Source organism: Rhodanobacter sp. G2-10 (genome assembly GCF_055809185.1).
Window position 1 is genome coordinate 3,473,265 of record NZ_CM147900.1, and the last position, 17,785, is coordinate 3,491,049.

Sequence of the window (17,785 nt, forward strand, 5' to 3'; positions counted from 1 at the left end):
CCCCACCAGAACGCGACGAACACCACCGCATAAGCCAGCGGCCTGCCCCTCGCGTAGGGCGGGCTCTGCCCGCCGCGACCTGCGAAAGACTCCGAAGCTCCAGACACGGCGGGCAGAGCCCACCCTACAGTTTGACGTAGCATTGGCGCCGGTCCATGACGTAGACAACGAGCCACCAGAACGCGACGAACACCACCGCATAAGCCAGCGACGACACGTACGGACCGAAGCGCGGTGTCATCCAGTCCGCAAACAAGCTGCGATACCAGGTGGCCTGCCCCAGCCCGGGCAACACGATCTGCATGATCTCCGAGCCAGCATAGGCGGCGATGGCGTTGACGCCGAAACGGCGTCCCAGCGGCGGCCAGCCGCGCCGCTCGACCAGCCAATGGAAGGCCAGCAGCGCCAGCGTGGCCCAGCCGGCGGTCCACAGGGCGAACGAGGGTGTCCACAGATTCTTGTTGAACGGCAGCCACAGCGACCACAGTGCGCCGAGTCCCAGCGACAGCAGACCGCCGACCAGCAAGGCCTTGAGCCGTTCCCTCCGCAGCCAGCAACCGGCGCGCAGCCCGAGCAGGGTGGTGGCCAGCGCCGGCAGCGTGCTGAGCAAGCCTTCCGGATCGTGGCCGCGCCCGCTGACCGGATCGATCGACCACACGTAGTGGCCGAACAGCGCGCTGTCGGTGCGGCTGACGATGTTGCTCCACGGCGCCAGCGAGCCGCCGAGTTCGAGCAGTCCCCAATAGCCCAGCAGCAGCAGCGCGATCACGCTCCACTGCGTGCGCGGACGGGTGTGGATGGCGAACAGCGCCACCGCGGCGAAGCACACGCCGATGCGCTGCAGCACGCCGGGGATGCGCATGTCGCGGCCCGGCAGCAGCCACGCCGCCAGCGCGTTGATGGCCAGGCCCAGCAGCACGATGCGTGCGGCCCGCCACATCGCGGCGCGGGTCAATCCGGCGCTGGCACTGCCGCGTTCCAGCCGTGGCAGGATCGCCAACGCCACCGAGACGCCGACGACGAACAGGAAAAACGGGAAGATCAGGTCAGTCGGCGTGCTGCCGTTCCATGCGGCGTGATCCAGCGGCCAGTACACGTGACCCCAGTCGCCCGGGTCGTTGACAAGCAACATCGCCGCCACCGTGCAGCCGCGCAGCGCATCCAGCGAGCGCAGGCGCCCCGCGGGCGCCGCCATCACTCCGTATCCGCCGGGATCAGGCTCACGCGCGACAGCGCATACAGCGGGCCGTCGATCGGTGCGGTATAGATCAGGCACAGCGCGTGTCCGCCCTGTTGCGCCGGCAGCGCCGCGCTCAGCTTGAAGCGACGCGCACTGTGCGCCGGATCGGGCAAGGGCATGCTGGCCAGCTGCGGTCCGTCGCAGGTGTCCCGATGCACCACCAGTTCGCCGAACCGCGTGCGGTGCGGGCGCGAGACCACCAGTTTCTGATCATGCGCCAGCGCGTAGTTGCGCTCCAGCCGCACCGCGTCGACCTCGATCTTGCGCACGCCCTGCAGCGGCGTGACCGGGTACAGCTGGCAGCTGTCGAACACGTTGATGCTGTACACCGGCGCCAGCGAGGTGGCGTCCGGCATCGGCTGCACGCGCAGGCGGAAATCGCTGCCCGGGCAATTCGGCATGGCGTTGCCGTCCACGCTGAGCAGGCTGGCCCGATCCAGCACGCGCTGGCGGGGCGCGGCCAGTTCGCTGCCATCGTCCGCCACGGTCAGCGCGCGCACGGTGGTCGGCAGCCTCACGGTGAACGGTGCCTGATATCGGGGCGAAGTGCGCGTCGGTACGCTGCCATCGAGTGTGTAGTGGATGGCACCTGCATCGACCTGGTCGGAGAGCGTCACTCGTACCGGACCGCCGCGCAGCACCGCATCACGATCCACCGAGATCTGCGGCGCGAAGGCGCTGTCGGCGTAATCGATACCTTGCGCGCGGTAGCGGGCAAACTGCGCCGGCAGCCGCGCCAGAAAACCTTTCCAGTCGCGTGTCGAAGCCGGTGACCAGTCCACTTCGCTCAACGCGGCCAGGCGCGGAAATACCGCGTGCTGGACATGTTTCATGCTCGGCATGTGCTCGGTCCACACGTTGGCCTGGGCGCCCAGCACGTGCTCGGCTTGCGCCGCATCCAGCTCCTTCGGCACCGGCTCGAAGGCATAGACGCTGGCCAGATCCTGCGCCGGGATGCGACCGGCGGTTTCATCGAGGTTGGTGCTTTGCAGCTGGTCGAAGTAGAGCTGCGGCGCGGGCGACAGCACCACGTCGTGGCCCGACTTCGCCGCGGTGATGGCACCCTTGGTGCCGCGCCATGACATCACGGTGGCATCGGCGGGCAGCTTGCCGCCTTCGAGGATCTCGTCCCAGCCGACCAGGCGGCGACCGTGCTTTTGCAGATAAGCGCCGATGCGCGCAATGAACCAGCCCTGCAACGCGTTTTCGTCCTTCAGGCCGAGCGCATGCATCTTTGCCTGCACCGCAGGCGAGGCCTGCCACTGATCCTTGATCGCCTCGTCGCCGCCGACGTGGATGTACTTCGACGGGAACAGCGCCATCACTTCGTCGAGCACGTGGTCGATGAAGCTGAAGGTGGCATCGTCGACGTTGTACAGATACGGATTGACGCCCCAGTCGACCGACACCTTGGGCCGCTTGGCGGTGACGCCAAGTTGCGGGTACGACGCCACCGCCGCCTGGGCGTGGCCGGGCATGTCGATCTCCGGCACCACGGTGATGTAGCGCGCCGCGGCGTAGGCCACCACCTGGCGGATCTGCTCTTGGGTATAGAAGCCACCGTAGCGCGCCGGTTCGCCGTCATGGCCGGCGTCGGGCGGCGTGCGCCAGGCCCCGATCGCGGTGAGTTTGGGGTAGCGCTTGATCTGGATGCGCCAGCCCTGGTCGTCGGTGAGATGCCAGTGGAAGGTGTTGAGCTTGTGCTGCGCCATCTGGTCGAGCAGCGCCTCGATCTCGGCCACGCTCTGGAAGTGCCGCGTGGAATCGAGCATCAGGCCGCGCCAGGCAAAACGCGGCTGGTCGCGGATTTGCAGCGCCGGCACGTCCACCGCGCCGCGTTGCGCATCGGGTGTGAGCAGTTGCCACGCGGTGACCGCGCCGTGGAACAGGCCGGCATCGCCCGAGGCACGGATGTGCATGCCGTCCGGAGTGACGTCCAGCGCATATGCTTCGTCGTGATCGGCGGCCACGGACGGATCACGCCGCAAGGTGATGGCATCGGTTTCGTTGCCCCCCTGTCGCACCTGCAGATGCAGTCCGCGCGTGCGGCCCAGCAGTTCGGCCAGCCAATGCGCCGTGCGCAGCGTGGCCGGATCATGATCGGCGACCACGATCGCGGTGTGCGCGTCGACCCGGAATGCACCGCTTCCCGGCGTGAGCTGCGCGGGCTGCGGAATCAGCGACGGCGACGGCACGGCTGCATGCACGGGCAGCAGCACAAGCGTCGCGAGCAGACAGCACAGCGTCAACAAGCCTCGGCGGATCATCGGCATTCTCCGGTGCCAGCGTCGCATGATGTCATGGGCGATCAGGCGGCGTTAAAAAAAGCGGGCCCGGAAACTTGGGTCGGGCCCGGGAGGGGAGTGTGTCGGGAGCGCCATCCCTGGCGCGTCACCGTGCGCTCTGGCACGGTCATTCGGTATTGCTCAGAACTTGAAACGCAGGCTCAGGTAGTACTGGCGACCATTGATGTAGGTCGAACGCGGCTGGATGCCATAGCCGTCACCCTTGACGTAGTAACGCAGCTTGGGGCTGTTGAGGTTCAGGCCATCCAGCGACACCGACATCCAGTCGTTGACGCTGTAACCGAGCGACGCCGACAGGTAACCGGTGCCCTGCATGTAGAAGAAGCCACCACGATCCGGTCCGGCGAAGTACGACGAGCGGTAGGTGTAGCTCACGCGCGCGTTGAACTTGTCGTTTTCGAAGAAGGCCGAAGCGTTGGCGGTGTTCTTCGAGGTGCCCTGCAGGTCCTGCCCGTTGTCGGCGTTGCCGGTGGCGTAGGTGTAGTTGAGCGCGACGCCGAAGTTGTCGCCGATCGGCTGCTGGTAGTTCAGCTCCACGCCGCGCACCTTGCCGTCGACGTTGCTGGGGATGTTCACCTGGTAGGCCGAGTAGACGTCATGCCCGGCCGCGGTGCTTGCCGGCATGTCCTTGTACAGGCGCGACTCGGAACTGAAGGTCACGTAGTTCTGCAGCGACATCTGGTACACGCCGGCCGACAGCAGACCGCGCGGGACGAAGTACCACTCCAGGTCCGCGTCGAAATTGGTCGAGATGAGCGGCTTCAGATTGGGGTTGCCACCCGTGCCGGTGTGGCCGGTGTCATCGAGCGACACGGTGCCGGCCAGCGCCGAATAATCCGGTCGGGTCAGCGTCTGCGAGACTGCCACGCGCGTCAGCAGGTTGTCGGTCAGGTTGAACTTCAGGTTGGCGCTGGGCAAGGCCTTGCTGTAGCTGGCGTTGTTGGTGTTCCAGTAGTAGCCGGCCGGGAAGAACGCCGAGCCGAGGATCGGACCTTCCACCTCGTTTTCCTGCGGCGAAGTGCTGGTGTAGTTCACCGCCTGCTTGGTGTGGACATAGCGCACGCCCACGTTGCCGCTCCAGCGATCGCCGATGAAGTTGGCCTGCAGGTAGAGCGCGCCGTCCTTCTCGTGGACCTTGTAGATGTCGTTCGGATACAGCCGCTCCGGCCCGCGGTTGGCGTACTGGGAGTCGTACGCGGCCAGCCCGGCCTGCGAGTAGTACCAGACGTTGACCGGGAACGAGCCGCCGAGCGAGCTGCCGAAATCACCCGGATAGTGGCCCGCGGCGGCCGGGAAGTTGGCCGGGTTGCTCCAGTCGCCGCTGTTGGGGCCCTGCGCGAATGCATAGGGGTTTTGGCGGGTGTGGTCGGCGTAGCGCACGCCGAACTGCAGCGAGGCCAGCGTGCTGTCGTCGAAATCCAGTTCGCCATCGATCTTGCCCCACTTCTCCTTGTCCTGGACGTTGATGCCGCCCTCGCCGAAGATCCAGTTGGCACTGACCCCCGAAGCCGCCGGCGTGCTGTTGTCGGGCCCGAGCGCCCAGTTGACCGGCTTGCCGGTGCCACGGAAGTCCCACGAGGCGCCGGTGCCCGGTGCAGTGTTCAGTTCCAGCACGTCCTGCTTCGGGCTGGAGCCGGTGCCCTTGGTGGTGCCGAGCTGGCCGGAGAAGCTCAGCCGGTCGCTGGCGCGCCAGTCGACGTCGGCGGTGAAAAACCTGGTCGACGCAGAGGCTTCGCGCGAGATCTGGTCGTAGATGCCGTAGTTGGTCACGTCGCCGGGAACGGCGGCAAACGAGGCATTGGTCAGCGTGTTGTTGCTGATCGTGTAGCCCGGGTTGAGATTGCTCGCACCGTGCACGAAGTGGGTGGCCCACATCATGTAGTTGCGGTTGAAGTTGTTGGCCTTGAGCTTGCTGTAGAAGCCGTTCAAGTTCACCGTCACGTCGTCGGTTGGCTTGAACTGCACGTCGACCGAACCGCCGGTGCGCTTGCGCTTCTGGGTGAACAGCACGTTGCCGATCAGGCTCGGAAAGTAGACGCCATCGAGGTCCGGATGGGCGGCGACGATGGCGTCGGTGGACTTGAGCTGCTCGAGGCCGAGCACTTCCTGGCCGTTGCGCTGCAGGCTGCGCTCTTCGTAGAACGCCTGCGCCATCACACCGAAGGTGCCGGCGTCGTTCTTCCAGTTGAACAGGCCGCTGAATTGCGGCTTGGTGGTACTGGGCAGGTCGGAATACACGCCGCCCACCGATGCCTGCACGGTTACCGGCTTGGCGAACTGCAGCGGTTTGCGCGTGACGATGTTGACCGTGCCCGCGGCGCCGCCTTCGACCAGACGCGCTTCGGAGGTCTTGTGCACCACCACTTCACTGACGATTTCGGCCGGCAGCAGGCTGTAGCTCACGCTGCGGCCGACGGTGGCGGTCTGATTCAGCACGAACCAGTCGCCGGTGCCGATGTTGTGCCCGTCGACCAGGGTCTGGGTCATGCTGGGTGCGGTGCCGCGCAGGCTGACCCGGTCGTTCTCGTCGAAGCCACCTTCGCCGGCGCTGGAGGTGCCCACGCTGACGCCAGGCAGGCGCTGCAAGGTATCGGCCACGTTCTTGGCCGGCAGCTTGCCGATGTCTTCGGCGGTGACGACCTCGACGTGCGCATCGGCGGCCTTCTTCAGCGCCAGCGACTCGGCCTCGCTGTCGCGGATACCGGTGACGGTGACGGTGGCCAGCTGCTTGACCTGGGACTTCTGCGGCTGGTTGGCGTTGGCGCCATCGGCAGGCTGCACACTGTCCTGCGCATACAACGCACCGGAGACGCACAGGCTGGTGATGATGCTGGCGGCGAGCAATGTCTTGCGATAGTTCATGGTGTTCCTCCCCTCAGAGGCTGGCTCGAATCAGGACCGACGTGTCGGCGGTCATGGCTGGTGATGGTCAGGTGGATTCACGTCTGTTGCTGCAGTGGGCTTGGCGCCGTGTGACGGATCGGGCTCATCTCATGCTCCTTGCTCCTTCTCGCGCTCCTCATCCAGAAACCAGCCTGCGGCGCCAATCACACCGAGCTGGCCGTGTTCGATCAGTCGAACCGGAACCTGTTGCAACCAGGCGCGCATCACGCCCTTGTTGAAATAGCGCTCGGCAAACGTGCTGCCGAGCAGGAAAGGCTGGATCTGCGGCAGGATGCCGCCGGCGAGATAGACACCGCCGCTGGCGCCGTAGAGCATGGCCAGGTCGCCGACGAAACTGCCCAGCAGGCCGCAGAACACTTCGAGCGTCTCGACCGCGGCCGGGCCCTGGCCGGCCATCGCCGCGGCGGTGACCTCGGCCGGCGTCAGCCAGCGCGGGCTGGTGCCGTGCAATTCGCACAACGCGCGGTACAGCTTGAGCAGACCCGGCCCGGACAAGGCGTCCTCGACCGACACATACGGCCGCTCGCGTCCGAGCAGGCGCAGCACTTCGATCTCGCGCTCGTTGCCCGGCGCCAGCGAAATCTGTCCCGCCTCGGTGGCCAGCACCTGGGCGCGTGGATGACCCGGCAGCAGCACCGCCGAACCCAGTCCCGTTCCCGGACCCATCACCAACCTGGGGCCGCTGGTCTGTGGAAGTGACGCCTCGATGATCGGGCGCGTCTCCGCGACATCGATGAATTGGGCGGCATAAGCCACCGCCTCGAAATCGTTGATCACCGCCAGTCGCTCGATAGCCAGACCCTCACGGATGGCGCGAATGGACACTGGCCAGGGCAGGTTCTCGTTGACGATGGCGTCGTCCAGCACATAGCCGGCGCAGGCCACCGCACAGTCGCGGATGCCGGCTGCGGCGGCGGCATGCGGCGTGTGTGCCAGTTGCCCCACGAAATCCTGCAGCATCGCGGTGAGGCTGCTCCAGTCGGCGCAACCGTAGCGGTGGTAATGCAGCACGTTGACCGGCCGCCGCCCGTCAGTCTGCCCGATGACCAGACCGATGCGCGCATGCGTGCCGCCCACGTCGGCCGCAAGAAACGGCTGCTGCGGATCGCGCACCGAGGCGGCCGACGAGCCTGCGGTCGACAGCACATCGACATGCGCCGCTGTCGACGGCGCGTGTGGATGACGATGGTTGGCGACTTCCCCCACTGCGTGATCTCCCGTGATCGGCGCGGTCCGGCTGGCTTGACGACAACTCGCCGGCATCGGTGCATTGGCCTGATGCGGAGCGAGTCTGTAATCAAGATGACAACGTTGTCAACCGTTACAAACGCAAATTCCGGAAGTTTCGATGCGGCAACGCAACAGGATTGCGCCCGGAGGTAGTGTGTGCACGTCATCGAATGGCTTCCAGGCTATTTATTCGGGACCTTGTGCCAAATTTGTCGTCTGCGGCGGACTTAGTGCGTTGCCGCAAACCCGCGCCATAACCGCTGCTCCCGCCGACGATGGCGGCGGCCGGCGGACCGACCCGACAGGTCAATGATTGACAACGTTGCACCTTTTGCGGAATAAGGGGACATTCGTGCCTGTTCCGGTGATTCGACCGGGGCGGATGCGACCGCCCCGGGGAGAATCAAGTCCATGAGCACCACACTGGCGGCAACGCCGTCCCAGCGCAGCTATCTCGGACCGATGCTCATCATCGGCGTCCTGTTTTTCATCTTCGGTTTCGTCACCTGGCTCAACGGCCCGCTGACGATCTTCGTCAAGCTCGCCTTCAATCTCGACGACGTCAGCGCGTTCCTGATACCGGTGGCGTTCTATCTTTCGTACTTCTGCCTGGCGTTGCCCTCTTCAGTGGTGCTGCGCCGTACCGGCATGAAGAAGGGCATGGCCCTGGGCCTGTTCGTGATGGCCATCGGCGCGGTGGTGTTCGGCGAATTCATCAACATCCGCATCTATCACGGTGCGCTGGTGGGCCTGTTCGTGATCGGTGCCGGACTGTCGCTGCTGCAGACGGCATCGAACCCCTACATCAGCATCCTCGGCCCGATCGACAGCGCAGCGCAGCGCATCGCGTTCATGGGCATCTGCAACAAGGTGGCCGGCGCGCTGGCACCGATCGTCTTTGGTGCGCTGGTGCTGAACGGCATCGACTCGCTTGCCGACCAGGTGAAGGCGGCGCCCAGCGAGGCGGCACGCGACATCCTGCTCAACAGTTTCGCCGCCCGCGTGTACTGGCCATACATGGTGATGGCGGGGTTGCTGGTGCTGCTGGCGATCTGGGTGGTGCGCTCGTCGCTGCCGGAGATCAAGCCCGCCGGTGCCAATGACGAGAAGGCCATCGGCCACGGCGAAAGCAGCATCTTCCGCTTTCCGCATTTGTGGCTCGGTGTGTTGTGCCTGTTCCTGTACGTGGGCGTGGAGGTGATGGCGGGCGACGCGATCGGCATCTACGGCCAGGGCTTCGGCCTGCCGCTGAACGCCACCAAGCACTTCACCTCCTACACCATGCTGGGCATGCTGGCCGGCTACATCGTGGGCCTGCTGGTGATTCCCCGCTTCGTGTCGCAGCAGCGCTATCTGGCGGTGTCCGCCGTGCTGGGCATCGCCTTCGCGGTCGGCGCCTATGTGACTCGCGACTACACGTCGGTGGCCTTCGTCGGGGCGCTCGGCTTTGCCAACGCAATGATGTGGCCGGCCATCTTCCCGCTGGCGATCAAGGGCCTGGGCCGACATACCGAGGCCGCGTCGGCGCTGCTGATCATGGGCATCGTGGGCGGCGCGCTGGTACCGCAGGTGTTCGTGCACCTGAAGGAGCACATCGACTTCCAGCTGGCGTTCCTGTGCGTGATGGCGCCTTGCTACCTGTATATCCTGTATTACGGTCTGGTCGGCCACCGGGTAGGACAAGCGCGCGGCTGATTCGGCGCGTTTTCCCTTGCATGCATGACAGCCTGCCGGACCTGGCCGGGCCGGGCTGCGATTCCGCCTGTGTGGTCCGTATCCCCGCTGATTCCCGGGCCGCGGAACACGCATGGACCGGCGACGGGCCAGGCCTCTGTCCTCGCGCAGCCGAATGCTCGCCTCGACCATCCAGGTCCGGCAGGCTGCTAGGATGCGCACGGCGCCGGGCACTCCTGCTCGGCGATATTCACCACGACGCGTGAGGTTCAAACGGGTGCGCAGTGCCACCATCAAGGATGTCGCAGAGCGGGCTGGCGTCTCGCTGAAAACGGTGTCGCGGGTAATCAACAACGAGCCGTCGGTGCACGCACGCACGCGCGAAAAGGTGCAGCGCGAGATCGACGCGCTCGGTTACCAGCCCGATCCCTCCGCCCGCAGCCTGCGCAGCATGCGGGCCTATGCGATCGGCCTGGTCTACGACAACCCCAACGCGCACTACGTCATCAACCTGCAGCATGGGGTGTTGTCGGTGTGCCGCTCCAGCGGCTTCGGCCTGCAGATCCATCCCTGCGATTCCTCGTCGCCGAAACTCGCCGACGAGCTGTGCGCACTGGTGCGCCGTTCGCACCTGGCCGGCCTGGTGCTGGCCCCGCCGATGTCGGAACAACCCGAGCTGATCCGGACCCTGGCCGAAGCGAAAGTTCCGTTCATCCGCCTGATCTCGGCACGCAAGGATCCAAAGGATGGCTATCCCTGCGTATTCGTGGACGATCGTGATGCCGCCTACGCGATCACCGAGCACCTGATCCAGCTCGGTCACCAGCGCATCGGCTTTCTGTGGGGCGGGCGCCAGCACCGCTCCAGCCAGGAGCGCTATCAGGGCTACGAGGATGCGCTGAAGGATTACGGCATCACCCTCGACCGCAAGCTGATCCTGGACGGTGACTACACCTTCGACGACGGCTTCCGTGGCGCGCGCAAACTGCTGGCACTGAAGGATCGTCCCACCGGGATCTTCGGGTCCAACGACGAGATCGCCGCCGGTGTGCTGGCGGCAGCGCATTCGGACGGCATCAACGTGCCCTACGAGCTCTCGATCGCCGGTTTCGAGGACAGCCCGTTCTCCAAGCAGTCATGGCCGGCACTGACCACCGCCCGCCAGGCCACCGAGCAGATCGCCCGCCACGCCGCACAACGCCTGATCGGCGACCTGCAGCGCGCCGCCAACGGCGAACCGCCACACGAAGGCAACGAGGGTTTCAGCCCGGAACTGGTCGTGCGCGGCTCTACCGCGCCGAGGCAGACACGCAAGCCAAAAAGCACCTCTTGATCGCAGCTTGCATTGACGCACGAAGCTGACGCGTAGGGCGGGCACTGCCCGCCGCCCCTCACGCGCGCCCGGAGTTCAACCGCCCAGATTGTCCGTCTGCTCGATGAACCGAACGACGTTATCGTGCAGCAACTTCAACGACGGCTCATGCGCATACACCATGTGCCCGGACGGATACCACGAGTAGCTGATGTTGCCTTCGAGGCTGGCCGGGATCGGCAGGTGATGATCCTCGTAGTCGGCCGCGAAGTACGGCGTGGCCAGATCGTAGTAACCGCCGTTGACGTAGACCTTGAGCTTGGGGTTGGTCTTCATTGCCGTCGCCAGGTCCGGCATCACGTTGGTCGAGGACTGCAGCGCCTCCCCCTGCACGCCCGGCGCCTTGTGCGAGAAATCCCAGTGATCGATGTCGGCGAACAGCCGGTAGTGCCGGTTTTCGCCGAACTTCAGATCGCGTCGCACATAGTCGTTGAAAGCCGCCACGTAGGCCGAGCTGATCGCCGAGGATTGCGGGTCGTACTCGGAGCTCTTGCCCATCGGATCGATCGATGGCCCGGAGAAGCGCGTGTCCAGCCGCCCGGTGGTCTCGTCACCCTGGCCCAGCAGCTCGTGTTCGAACATGCCGCCGCTGACACGCAGGTTGGCCTTCACCAGGTAGGCCACGGGCAGGCCGGTGTACTGGTGCAACTTCTCGGCCACGGCCTGCTTCTGCGCATCGCCCAGGCGTGAGCCAGCCAACAGCGCCTGCGCATACGGGCCCAGCGCGTACTGCTCCACTTCCTTCAGGAACGGCTCCAGCGCGGCCGGCTGCTGCGGCAGCTTGTGATGGTAGAACGCGGTGGCGGCATAGGTCGGCAAGCCGAGTTCGTAGGGCAGGTCGATACCCGGGTTGAACTCCGGCCCGTCGATGCTGGTGTCGAAGTTCAGGATCTGCGAAAGCAGGATCACGCCGTTGAGATCGACGCTGTCCTCGTTCTCCAGGATGTTCGCCACCACCGCCGAACGCGTGGTGCCGTAGCTTTCGCCGAACAGGTATTTCGGCGAATTCCAGCGTCCGTACTTCGACATGAACCGGGTGATGAACTGGGCGAACGCGTGGCCGTCGCCGTCCACGCTGTAGACCTTTTTCTTGCGCTCCTTCATCTGCTCGGCGCGCTTGTCCTTGTCGGCGTCGTTGGCGATCAGCCGGCTGAAGCCGGCGCCTGGGGCGTCGATGAACACCACGTCGGAAGCATCGAGCAGGCTGTAATCGTTGTTGATCAGCTGGTAGGGCGCCGCTGGCGTATGCGAGTCATCGGCCGTCACTACCCGCCTGGGACCGAACGCGCCCATGTGCAGCCATACCGTTGCCGAGCCGGGACCGCCGTTGTAGATGAAGGTGATCGGGCGCTTGCTCGCGTCCACGCCCTTCTTGAAATAGGCGACGTAGAACATGCTGATCTCGGGCTCGTTCTCCTTGTCGCCGCTGCCATGCAGCACCAGGGTGCCGGCCACCGCCTTGTAGTCGACGCGCTTGCCCTCCACCGTCACCGACCCCTCGCTGGTCGAGGACTGCGGTTGGACCAACGCTGCATCCGGCTTCGGCGGAGCGGTCTTGTCGGCCTTGTTGGGCGTACCAGCAAGTGCGAGGGGACTGAGCAGCAGCGCGGCCAGCGCCGCGACGAGGGGAAGGTTGCGCATGGGGCATCCTGGGCGGGGGTGATCAAATCCCAGCATAGGCCGATGCCCTGGCGCACTCATCGCCCAGAAGTCACAGCCACGCGGGGTGATGGCCACGCCTCAGGGCCAGGCGATCACCGCGATCGCCGCCACCGCCAGCAGCACGCCGCCCAGGTTGAGCCGGCTGAGCCGCTCGCGGAACAGCAGCAGCCCAACCACCGCGCCCAGCGCGACCACGCCGATGTTCATGCTGGCAAACACCAGCGCCGGATGTTGCGGGAGCGCGCGATGGCCGCGCAGGTAGAACAGGATATTGCCGAAGTTGGCGGCGCCCAGTAGCAGACCGGCCAGCGCGCTGCGCACGGTGAAGCGGACGCCATGGCGCAAGCGTCGCCACAGCTGCATCGCCAGGGCGACCAGCAGGGCCAGCGCGAACATCGCCTGCAGTGAATCCCCCAGCGGAATGCCGGCCATCGCCACGCGCTTGAACAGGATATCGATGACGCCGAAGCCGACGAACACCAGCAAGGGGTAGAACCAGCCGGCAACACCCGATGCAGCGACTGCATGGCCGCTGCGCCAGACCATGCACAGCAAGGCCAGCAGGCCCAGCGCGATACCGCCGAGCTTGACCGCGGTGAGGTGCTCACCGAAGAGCACGAAGGCCGCCAGCAGCGACAGCAGCAAGGACAAACGCTGCGCCGCGTCGCTGCGCACGATGCCGGCGTGTCGCACCGCCGCCGCCAGCGCCAGGAAGATCGTCGGCAGCAGGATGCCCAGCGCCACCAGCGCCAGCCACGGCACGCCGGGGCCGCGCAAGGTGCTCAAACCGGGCTGCAGCAACCACGCCGTGAGCATGCTGGTCACCACGTAGTTCCAGCCGATCGCCTGACCGACATCGATCTGGAAACGGCGCGCCAGCTTCAGCAGCACCGATACAAGCACGCTGCACAGCACGCTCAACCACACGAAAATCATCCGGCACTCCGATCACGCGAAGCCGGCATTGTGACGCAAGCCGCGTCGGGTCAGGCTCCCAGACTCTTCACCAGCATCAGGATCGCCACCGCGATGATCGCCAGTGCGAAGATCAGGTTCAGCGCGCCGCGCGTCTTCGCCAACCGTTTCGCCCCCATCGCGCCCAGCCAGCCGCCGACGATGCCGCCGGCGATGAACTCGGCTGCCACCGGCCAGTCGACCAGGCCGGACACCGCATAGTTGGTGGCAGCCGTCAGTCCGAATGCGCCGACCGCAAACAGCGAGGTGCCGATGGCGTGGATGATCTCCATCCCGCTGGCGAACATCAGCCCGGGTACGATCAGGAAGCCGCCGCCGATACCGAAGAACCCGGCCAGGCTGCCGGTGCCCAGCCCCACCACACCGAGGCGCGGATACATCCCGGGCAAGGGGTAGCGATCGGCCTGGCCACGCCGCCCGCGCAGCATGAATCCGGCCACCACCAGCATCAGCAAGGCGAACAGCACCAGCAGGTGGTGGCCGTTGATCGCCTTGCCGATGCTGGAGCCGACGAAGGCGCCGACCACGCCGGCGGCGGCGAAGGTGAACGCCACTTTCCAGCGCACGTGCCCGGCGCGCGCGTGCGGAATCAGATTGGCGAAGGCGTTGAACGACACCACCAGTGCACTGGTGCCGATCGCCATGTGCGGATCGTGCACGCCGACCACGTAGAGCAGCAGCGGCACGGCCAGGATCGAACCGCCACCGCCGATCAGGGCCAGCGAAAATCCCACCGCCGAGCCGCACACGACGGCGAGCAGGGCCTGCAAGGTCAACAGATGCGTCATCGGAATTCCCGGGTGGAGGCGCGCTCAGTCATCGACGCAGAACTGCTGGAACAGCGTGGCCATCAACGCCTGGACGCGTGCGTCGCTGATGCGGTAATGGATGGTTTGCCCCTCGCGTCGGCCGCTTACCACCCCGTCCCGCCGCAACAGCGACAGATGCTGCGACACGGTGGCCTGGGCCAGACCCAGCGCCTGCGCCAGTTCGCCCACCGAACGCTCGCCTGGCACCAGCTCGCACAGCAACAGCAGGCGGTTGCGGCTGGCCAGTGCCTTCAGCACCGCGATCGCGTCGTCGGCATGCCGGTGCAGCTGCGCCCGCGCGGTCGGCGAGGCCGCCTGGCGCGTGCGGGGCTTGCGCTTGGCCAGGGCGTCCATCAGCCGCGGCCAGTCATTTCCAGCCAGGGCCGCAACATCGACATGTCGTAACCCGCAGCCTGGGTGGTGGCGAGGATGTCGTCGGCCTTGCCTTCGGCCTGCATCACCCACAGCACGCTGCAGCGCGTGCCGCTGCGGCAGAAGGCCAGCACCGGACCGGGCAACTGCTTGAGCGCCGCGGCGAAGTCGCGCGCCTGGGCCTCGTTGATCTTCCCCGACACCACCGGGATGTGTCGCCACTGCAGACCGGCCTGCCTTGCCGCCGCTTCGAGCTCGGCATTGGCTGGCTGCCCCGGCGCTTCGTCGTCCGGACGATTGTTGACGATGCTGCGAAAGCCCTGGGCGGCGATCGCGGCGATATCGTCGACGCTGATCTGCGCGGCGACGCTGAACTGGTCCGTGAGCTGGTGAACTTGCATGGCGTCTCCGTGCAGGGTGAAGTACTGCGTGCGCTCAGAGCGCATCCAGCGGAATTTTCAGATAGCGCGTGCCGTTGTCTTCGGCGGGGGGCAACTGACCGGCACGCATGTTCACCTGCACGGCGGGCAGGATCAACTGCGGCATCTTCAGCGTGGCATCGCGCGCCGTGCGCATGGTGACGAACTCCGCGGCACTGATGCCGTCGCGCACGTGGATGTTGCCGGCACGCTCCGCCGCAACCGTGGTCTCGTTGGCCAGCTGGTCGCGCCCCGGCGCCTTGTAATCGTGGCAGAGGAAAATCCGCGTGGCATCGGGAAGCGCGAAGATCTTCTGGATCGACGCGTACAAGGTGGCGGCATCGCCACCGGGAAAATCGCAGCGTGCGGTGCCGTAGTCGGGCATGAACAAGGTATCGCCGACGAAGGCCGCATCACCGATGACGTGCGTCATGCAAGCCGGCGTGTGGCCGGGTGTGTGGATGGCAGTCGCCTCCATCGTACCCAGCCGGTAGCGCTCGCCGTCAACGAACAGATGATCGAACTGGCTGCCGTCACGGGCGAAGCTGCCACCGGCATTGAACAGTGCGCCGAACGTCTGCTGCACCGCGCGGATATGCTCGCCGATCGCCAGCTTGCCACCCAGCCGAAACTGCACATAAGGCGCGGCCGACAGATGATCGGCGTGCACATGGGTGTCGATCACCCACGCAACGGTCAATCCTTGGGCTTCCACGAAGCCGACGATCTTGTCGGCCGAATGATGACCGGTGCGCCCGGCCGCCGGTTCGTAGTCGAGCACCGCATCGATCACCGCCGCATCGAGCGTGGCCGGATCCCAGACCACGTAGCTGAACGTGTTGCTCGACTCATGGAAGAAGGCTTTGACTTCGGGACGTTGCATGAAGGTTTCCTCACACCGTGAACCTGCAGGAGCTCACCCTGCACGCGAGCTCTTCGATGACGTGCCAGAAGCATTCGCGCACAGGGTGCGCTCCTGCAAGAGGCTACACGTTGCTCTTCGGGGCAGGCACGCGCGAAGCCAGCCACCAGCCAACCCCCATGCACCCGACCAGCACCAGCAGCGACGGCATGGCGCCGCCGAGTGACGCCAGTGCCGGACTCGGGCAGTAGCCGGCGATACCCCAGCCTGTGCCGAATACGGCCGCACCGCCGAGCAGGCGCAGGTCGACGCGCCGCGATCGGGGCAACTGGAACTGGTCGGCCAACCATGGGTGCGACCGCCGCAGCACTAGGCGGTAACCGAGGGCGGTGGTGATCACGGCACCTGCCATCACGAACACCAGCTGCGGATTCCACTGGCCGAATACGTCGAGGAAACCTAGCACCACCGCCGGCTTGGTCATGCCACCGAGACTGAGCCCGGCACCGAACAGCAGGCCCGAAATCAGCGCGAGCAAGCTTTTCATCTCACAAGCCTCCCAACACATGGCGCACCACATACACCGTGGCGATGCCAAAGCCCATGAATACCGCCGTAGCCAGCAGGGATCGTGGCGACAGCCGCGCGATACCGCACACGCCGTGACCGCTGGTGCAGCCGCTGCCGATACCGGTGCCGAAACCGACCAGCAGGCCGGCCAGGGCCATCCACACCAGGCCCACCCGGGGCGCACCAATGCCGCTGTCGCCATGCAATAGCCACAGCAACAGCGGGGCGGCCAGCAAGCCCAGCACGAATGCCAAGCGCCAGCGTCGATCGGCCGTGCCACGCCGGATCAGGCCACCGGCAATGCCACTGATGCCAGCGATGCGGCCCAGAGCACCCATCAACAGCACGGCGGCAGCGCCGATCAGAACGCCACCAAGACTTGCGAGCAACCAGGGATGCATGGTCATCCATTCATATATTCGCAGTCACGAATATAAGACGAATCGGACAACGCCGCAAGGGTCCGCAATGGCAAGCGAGGCAGACTGGACGCATCTTCCGCGAAGAGCGGTGAAGCCCGGCTCGCCGCCACGCCGCGGTTCCCCGCCTCGTCGTTGCGAAGAAGCGCAGCGCTACAGCGCCAAACGAAATACGCGGGCCTCCGGATTATTCGAGTCGCAGGTGGCAGCGACTTTCGCGCTGCCGCATCCCGACCTGCCGCTGCTCGTTGCCACACGAAACCACCGGAGGGCAGCAGATCGCCTCAGCCTTCAAAGGTCGACGGTCGGCCTGGCGCAGGCCATGGAGTCCACCGTCATGTCTCTTGCAGCCAATAGACGCGCAGCCCGGTGTCTCGATCTGCGGCGCGCAGGCCATTGCGCGCGTCGACAACCACAGCCCACACACTGCGTGTACTGTTCCCGAGCAGGATGTTCACGCGTACATGTTCGCCGACGGGAATCGAGAAGTCGGCCTCCAGCACCATGGCTCGCTCGTGCTTCCACACCAGCGCCGCACTCTTCTCGCCGCCGGCACGCCAGCCGACCTGGATCAGCACATCCTGCCGCGGGTGAACCTCGCGGTTGTCCAGGTTCCAACCTTCGATCTTGCCCAACAGGGACTGCAACTGGGGATCGTTCCAATCGACGACGTGGGTTGGCTTGTTCGGGTTGGCTCGGTAACTCATCATTGCTTTCACACCGTTCCGCATTCACTCGCTGCAGTTCGGGATGCCTCCTGTTCGAAGATGCGCAGCCCGCGCCCATGCGGTCATGGCGCGCTGAAGACTGCTGGCGAATCTGCCTTGCGGAGGATCGCCGCACGAAACCGCATCCGTGCCTCTCGGACCTCCGATGATCCGGCAGGCCTGATCAGGCTATCGGCCGATGGCGGCAGATCTGAAGCATCGGTGTCGGCGCCGCGCCACGACGCGCAACGAAGTCCAGGGCCG

At 65.7% G+C, this 17,785-nt stretch carries 15 protein-coding genes; 2 read left to right on the forward strand and 13 right to left on the reverse strand.

Features of this window, described 5'->3' with window-relative positions; genetic code table 11:
* Positions 1–124: 124 nt before the first annotated feature.
* From AC0L58_RS15590 to AC0L58_RS15605, 4 genes are all read right to left on the reverse strand, one after another.
* Entirely contained in the window at positions 125–1,195 is a 1,071-nt protein-coding gene (locus AC0L58_RS15590; RefSeq protein ID WP_473685006.1) for an acyltransferase family protein, read from the reverse strand.
* On the reverse strand, positions 1,195–3,507 hold the full coding sequence (locus AC0L58_RS15595) for a beta-N-acetylhexosaminidase (RefSeq protein WP_473685008.1): 2,313 nt from the start codon (positions 3,505–3,507) through the stop codon (positions 1,195–1,197). The genes AC0L58_RS15590 and AC0L58_RS15595 overlap by 1 nt, the downstream gene beginning before the upstream one ends.
* A 159-nt stretch (positions 3,508–3,666) precedes the next feature.
* Complete coding sequence (locus AC0L58_RS15600) at positions 3,667–6,408, reverse strand: TonB-dependent receptor (RefSeq protein ID WP_473685010.1); 2,742 nt, start codon at positions 6,406–6,408, stop codon at positions 3,667–3,669.
* 129 nt (positions 6,409–6,537) lie between these two features.
* Positions 6,538–7,656, reverse strand: coding sequence for a glucokinase (locus AC0L58_RS15605; RefSeq protein WP_473685012.1), 1,119 nt, complete (start codon positions 7,654–7,656; stop codon positions 6,538–6,540).
* Positions 7,657–8,091: 435 nt separating this feature from the next.
* On the opposite strand from AC0L58_RS15605, the gene AC0L58_RS15610 reads away from it, so the two are divergent.
* A complete protein-coding gene (locus AC0L58_RS15610; protein ID WP_473685014.1) occupies positions 8,092–9,375 on the forward strand; it encodes a sugar MFS transporter in 1,284 nt (427 codons plus the stop codon).
* Between the two features lie 256 nt (positions 9,376–9,631).
* The gene (locus tag AC0L58_RS15615) at positions 9,632–10,687 is read left to right on the forward strand and encodes a LacI family DNA-binding transcriptional regulator (RefSeq protein ID WP_473685016.1); all 1,056 of its coding nucleotides are present in this window, start codon (positions 9,632–9,634) and stop codon (positions 10,685–10,687) included.
* A 75-nt stretch (positions 10,688–10,762) separates the two neighbouring features.
* Here AC0L58_RS15615 and AC0L58_RS15620 read toward each other — a convergent pair whose 3' ends face one another.
* The 9 genes from AC0L58_RS15620 to AC0L58_RS15660 form a co-directional block, all read right to left on the reverse strand.
* The gene (locus AC0L58_RS15620) at positions 10,763–12,367 is read right to left on the reverse strand and encodes a S10 family peptidase (protein ID WP_473685018.1); all 1,605 of its coding nucleotides are present in this window, start codon (positions 12,365–12,367) and stop codon (positions 10,763–10,765) included.
* Positions 12,368–12,466: 99 nt separating this feature from the next.
* The gene (locus AC0L58_RS15625; RefSeq protein ID WP_473685020.1) at positions 12,467–13,324 is read right to left on the reverse strand and encodes an EamA family transporter; all 858 of its coding nucleotides are present in this window, start codon (positions 13,322–13,324) and stop codon (positions 12,467–12,469) included.
* Positions 13,325–13,374: 50 nt separating this feature from the next.
* On the reverse strand, positions 13,375–14,151 hold the full coding sequence (locus tag AC0L58_RS15630) for a sulfite exporter TauE/SafE family protein (protein WP_473685022.1): 777 nt from the start codon (positions 14,149–14,151) through the stop codon (positions 13,375–13,377).
* A 24-nt stretch (positions 14,152–14,175) separates the two neighbouring features.
* Positions 14,176–14,526, reverse strand: coding sequence for an ArsR/SmtB family transcription factor (locus tag AC0L58_RS15635; RefSeq protein WP_473685024.1), 351 nt, complete (start codon positions 14,524–14,526; stop codon positions 14,176–14,178).
* Positions 14,526–14,945, reverse strand: a complete 420-nt coding sequence (locus AC0L58_RS15640; RefSeq protein WP_473685026.1) for a protein tyrosine phosphatase family protein — start codon at positions 14,943–14,945, stop codon at positions 14,526–14,528. Before AC0L58_RS15640 ends, AC0L58_RS15635 begins: the two co-directional genes overlap by 1 nt.
* Positions 14,946–14,979: 34 nt before the next feature.
* Positions 14,980–15,846 carry an MBL fold metallo-hydrolase gene (locus AC0L58_RS15645; protein WP_473685028.1) on the reverse strand — a complete coding sequence of 289 codons (867 nt, stop codon included), beginning with the start codon at positions 15,844–15,846 and terminating at the stop codon, positions 14,980–14,982.
* Between the two features lie 103 nt (positions 15,847–15,949).
* Complete coding sequence (locus tag AC0L58_RS15650) at positions 15,950–16,372, reverse strand: DUF6691 family protein (protein ID WP_473685030.1); 423 nt, start codon at positions 16,370–16,372, stop codon at positions 15,950–15,952.
* A 1-nt stretch (position 16,373) separates the two neighbouring features.
* Positions 16,374–16,796, reverse strand: a complete 423-nt coding sequence (locus AC0L58_RS15655; RefSeq protein ID WP_473685032.1) for a YeeE/YedE family protein — start codon at positions 16,794–16,796, stop codon at positions 16,374–16,376.
* Positions 16,797–17,149: 353 nt separating this feature from the next.
* Complete coding sequence (locus AC0L58_RS15660) at positions 17,150–17,524, reverse strand: hypothetical protein (protein ID WP_473685034.1); 375 nt, start codon at positions 17,522–17,524, stop codon at positions 17,150–17,152.
* Between the last annotated feature and the right edge of the window lie 261 nt (positions 17,525–17,785).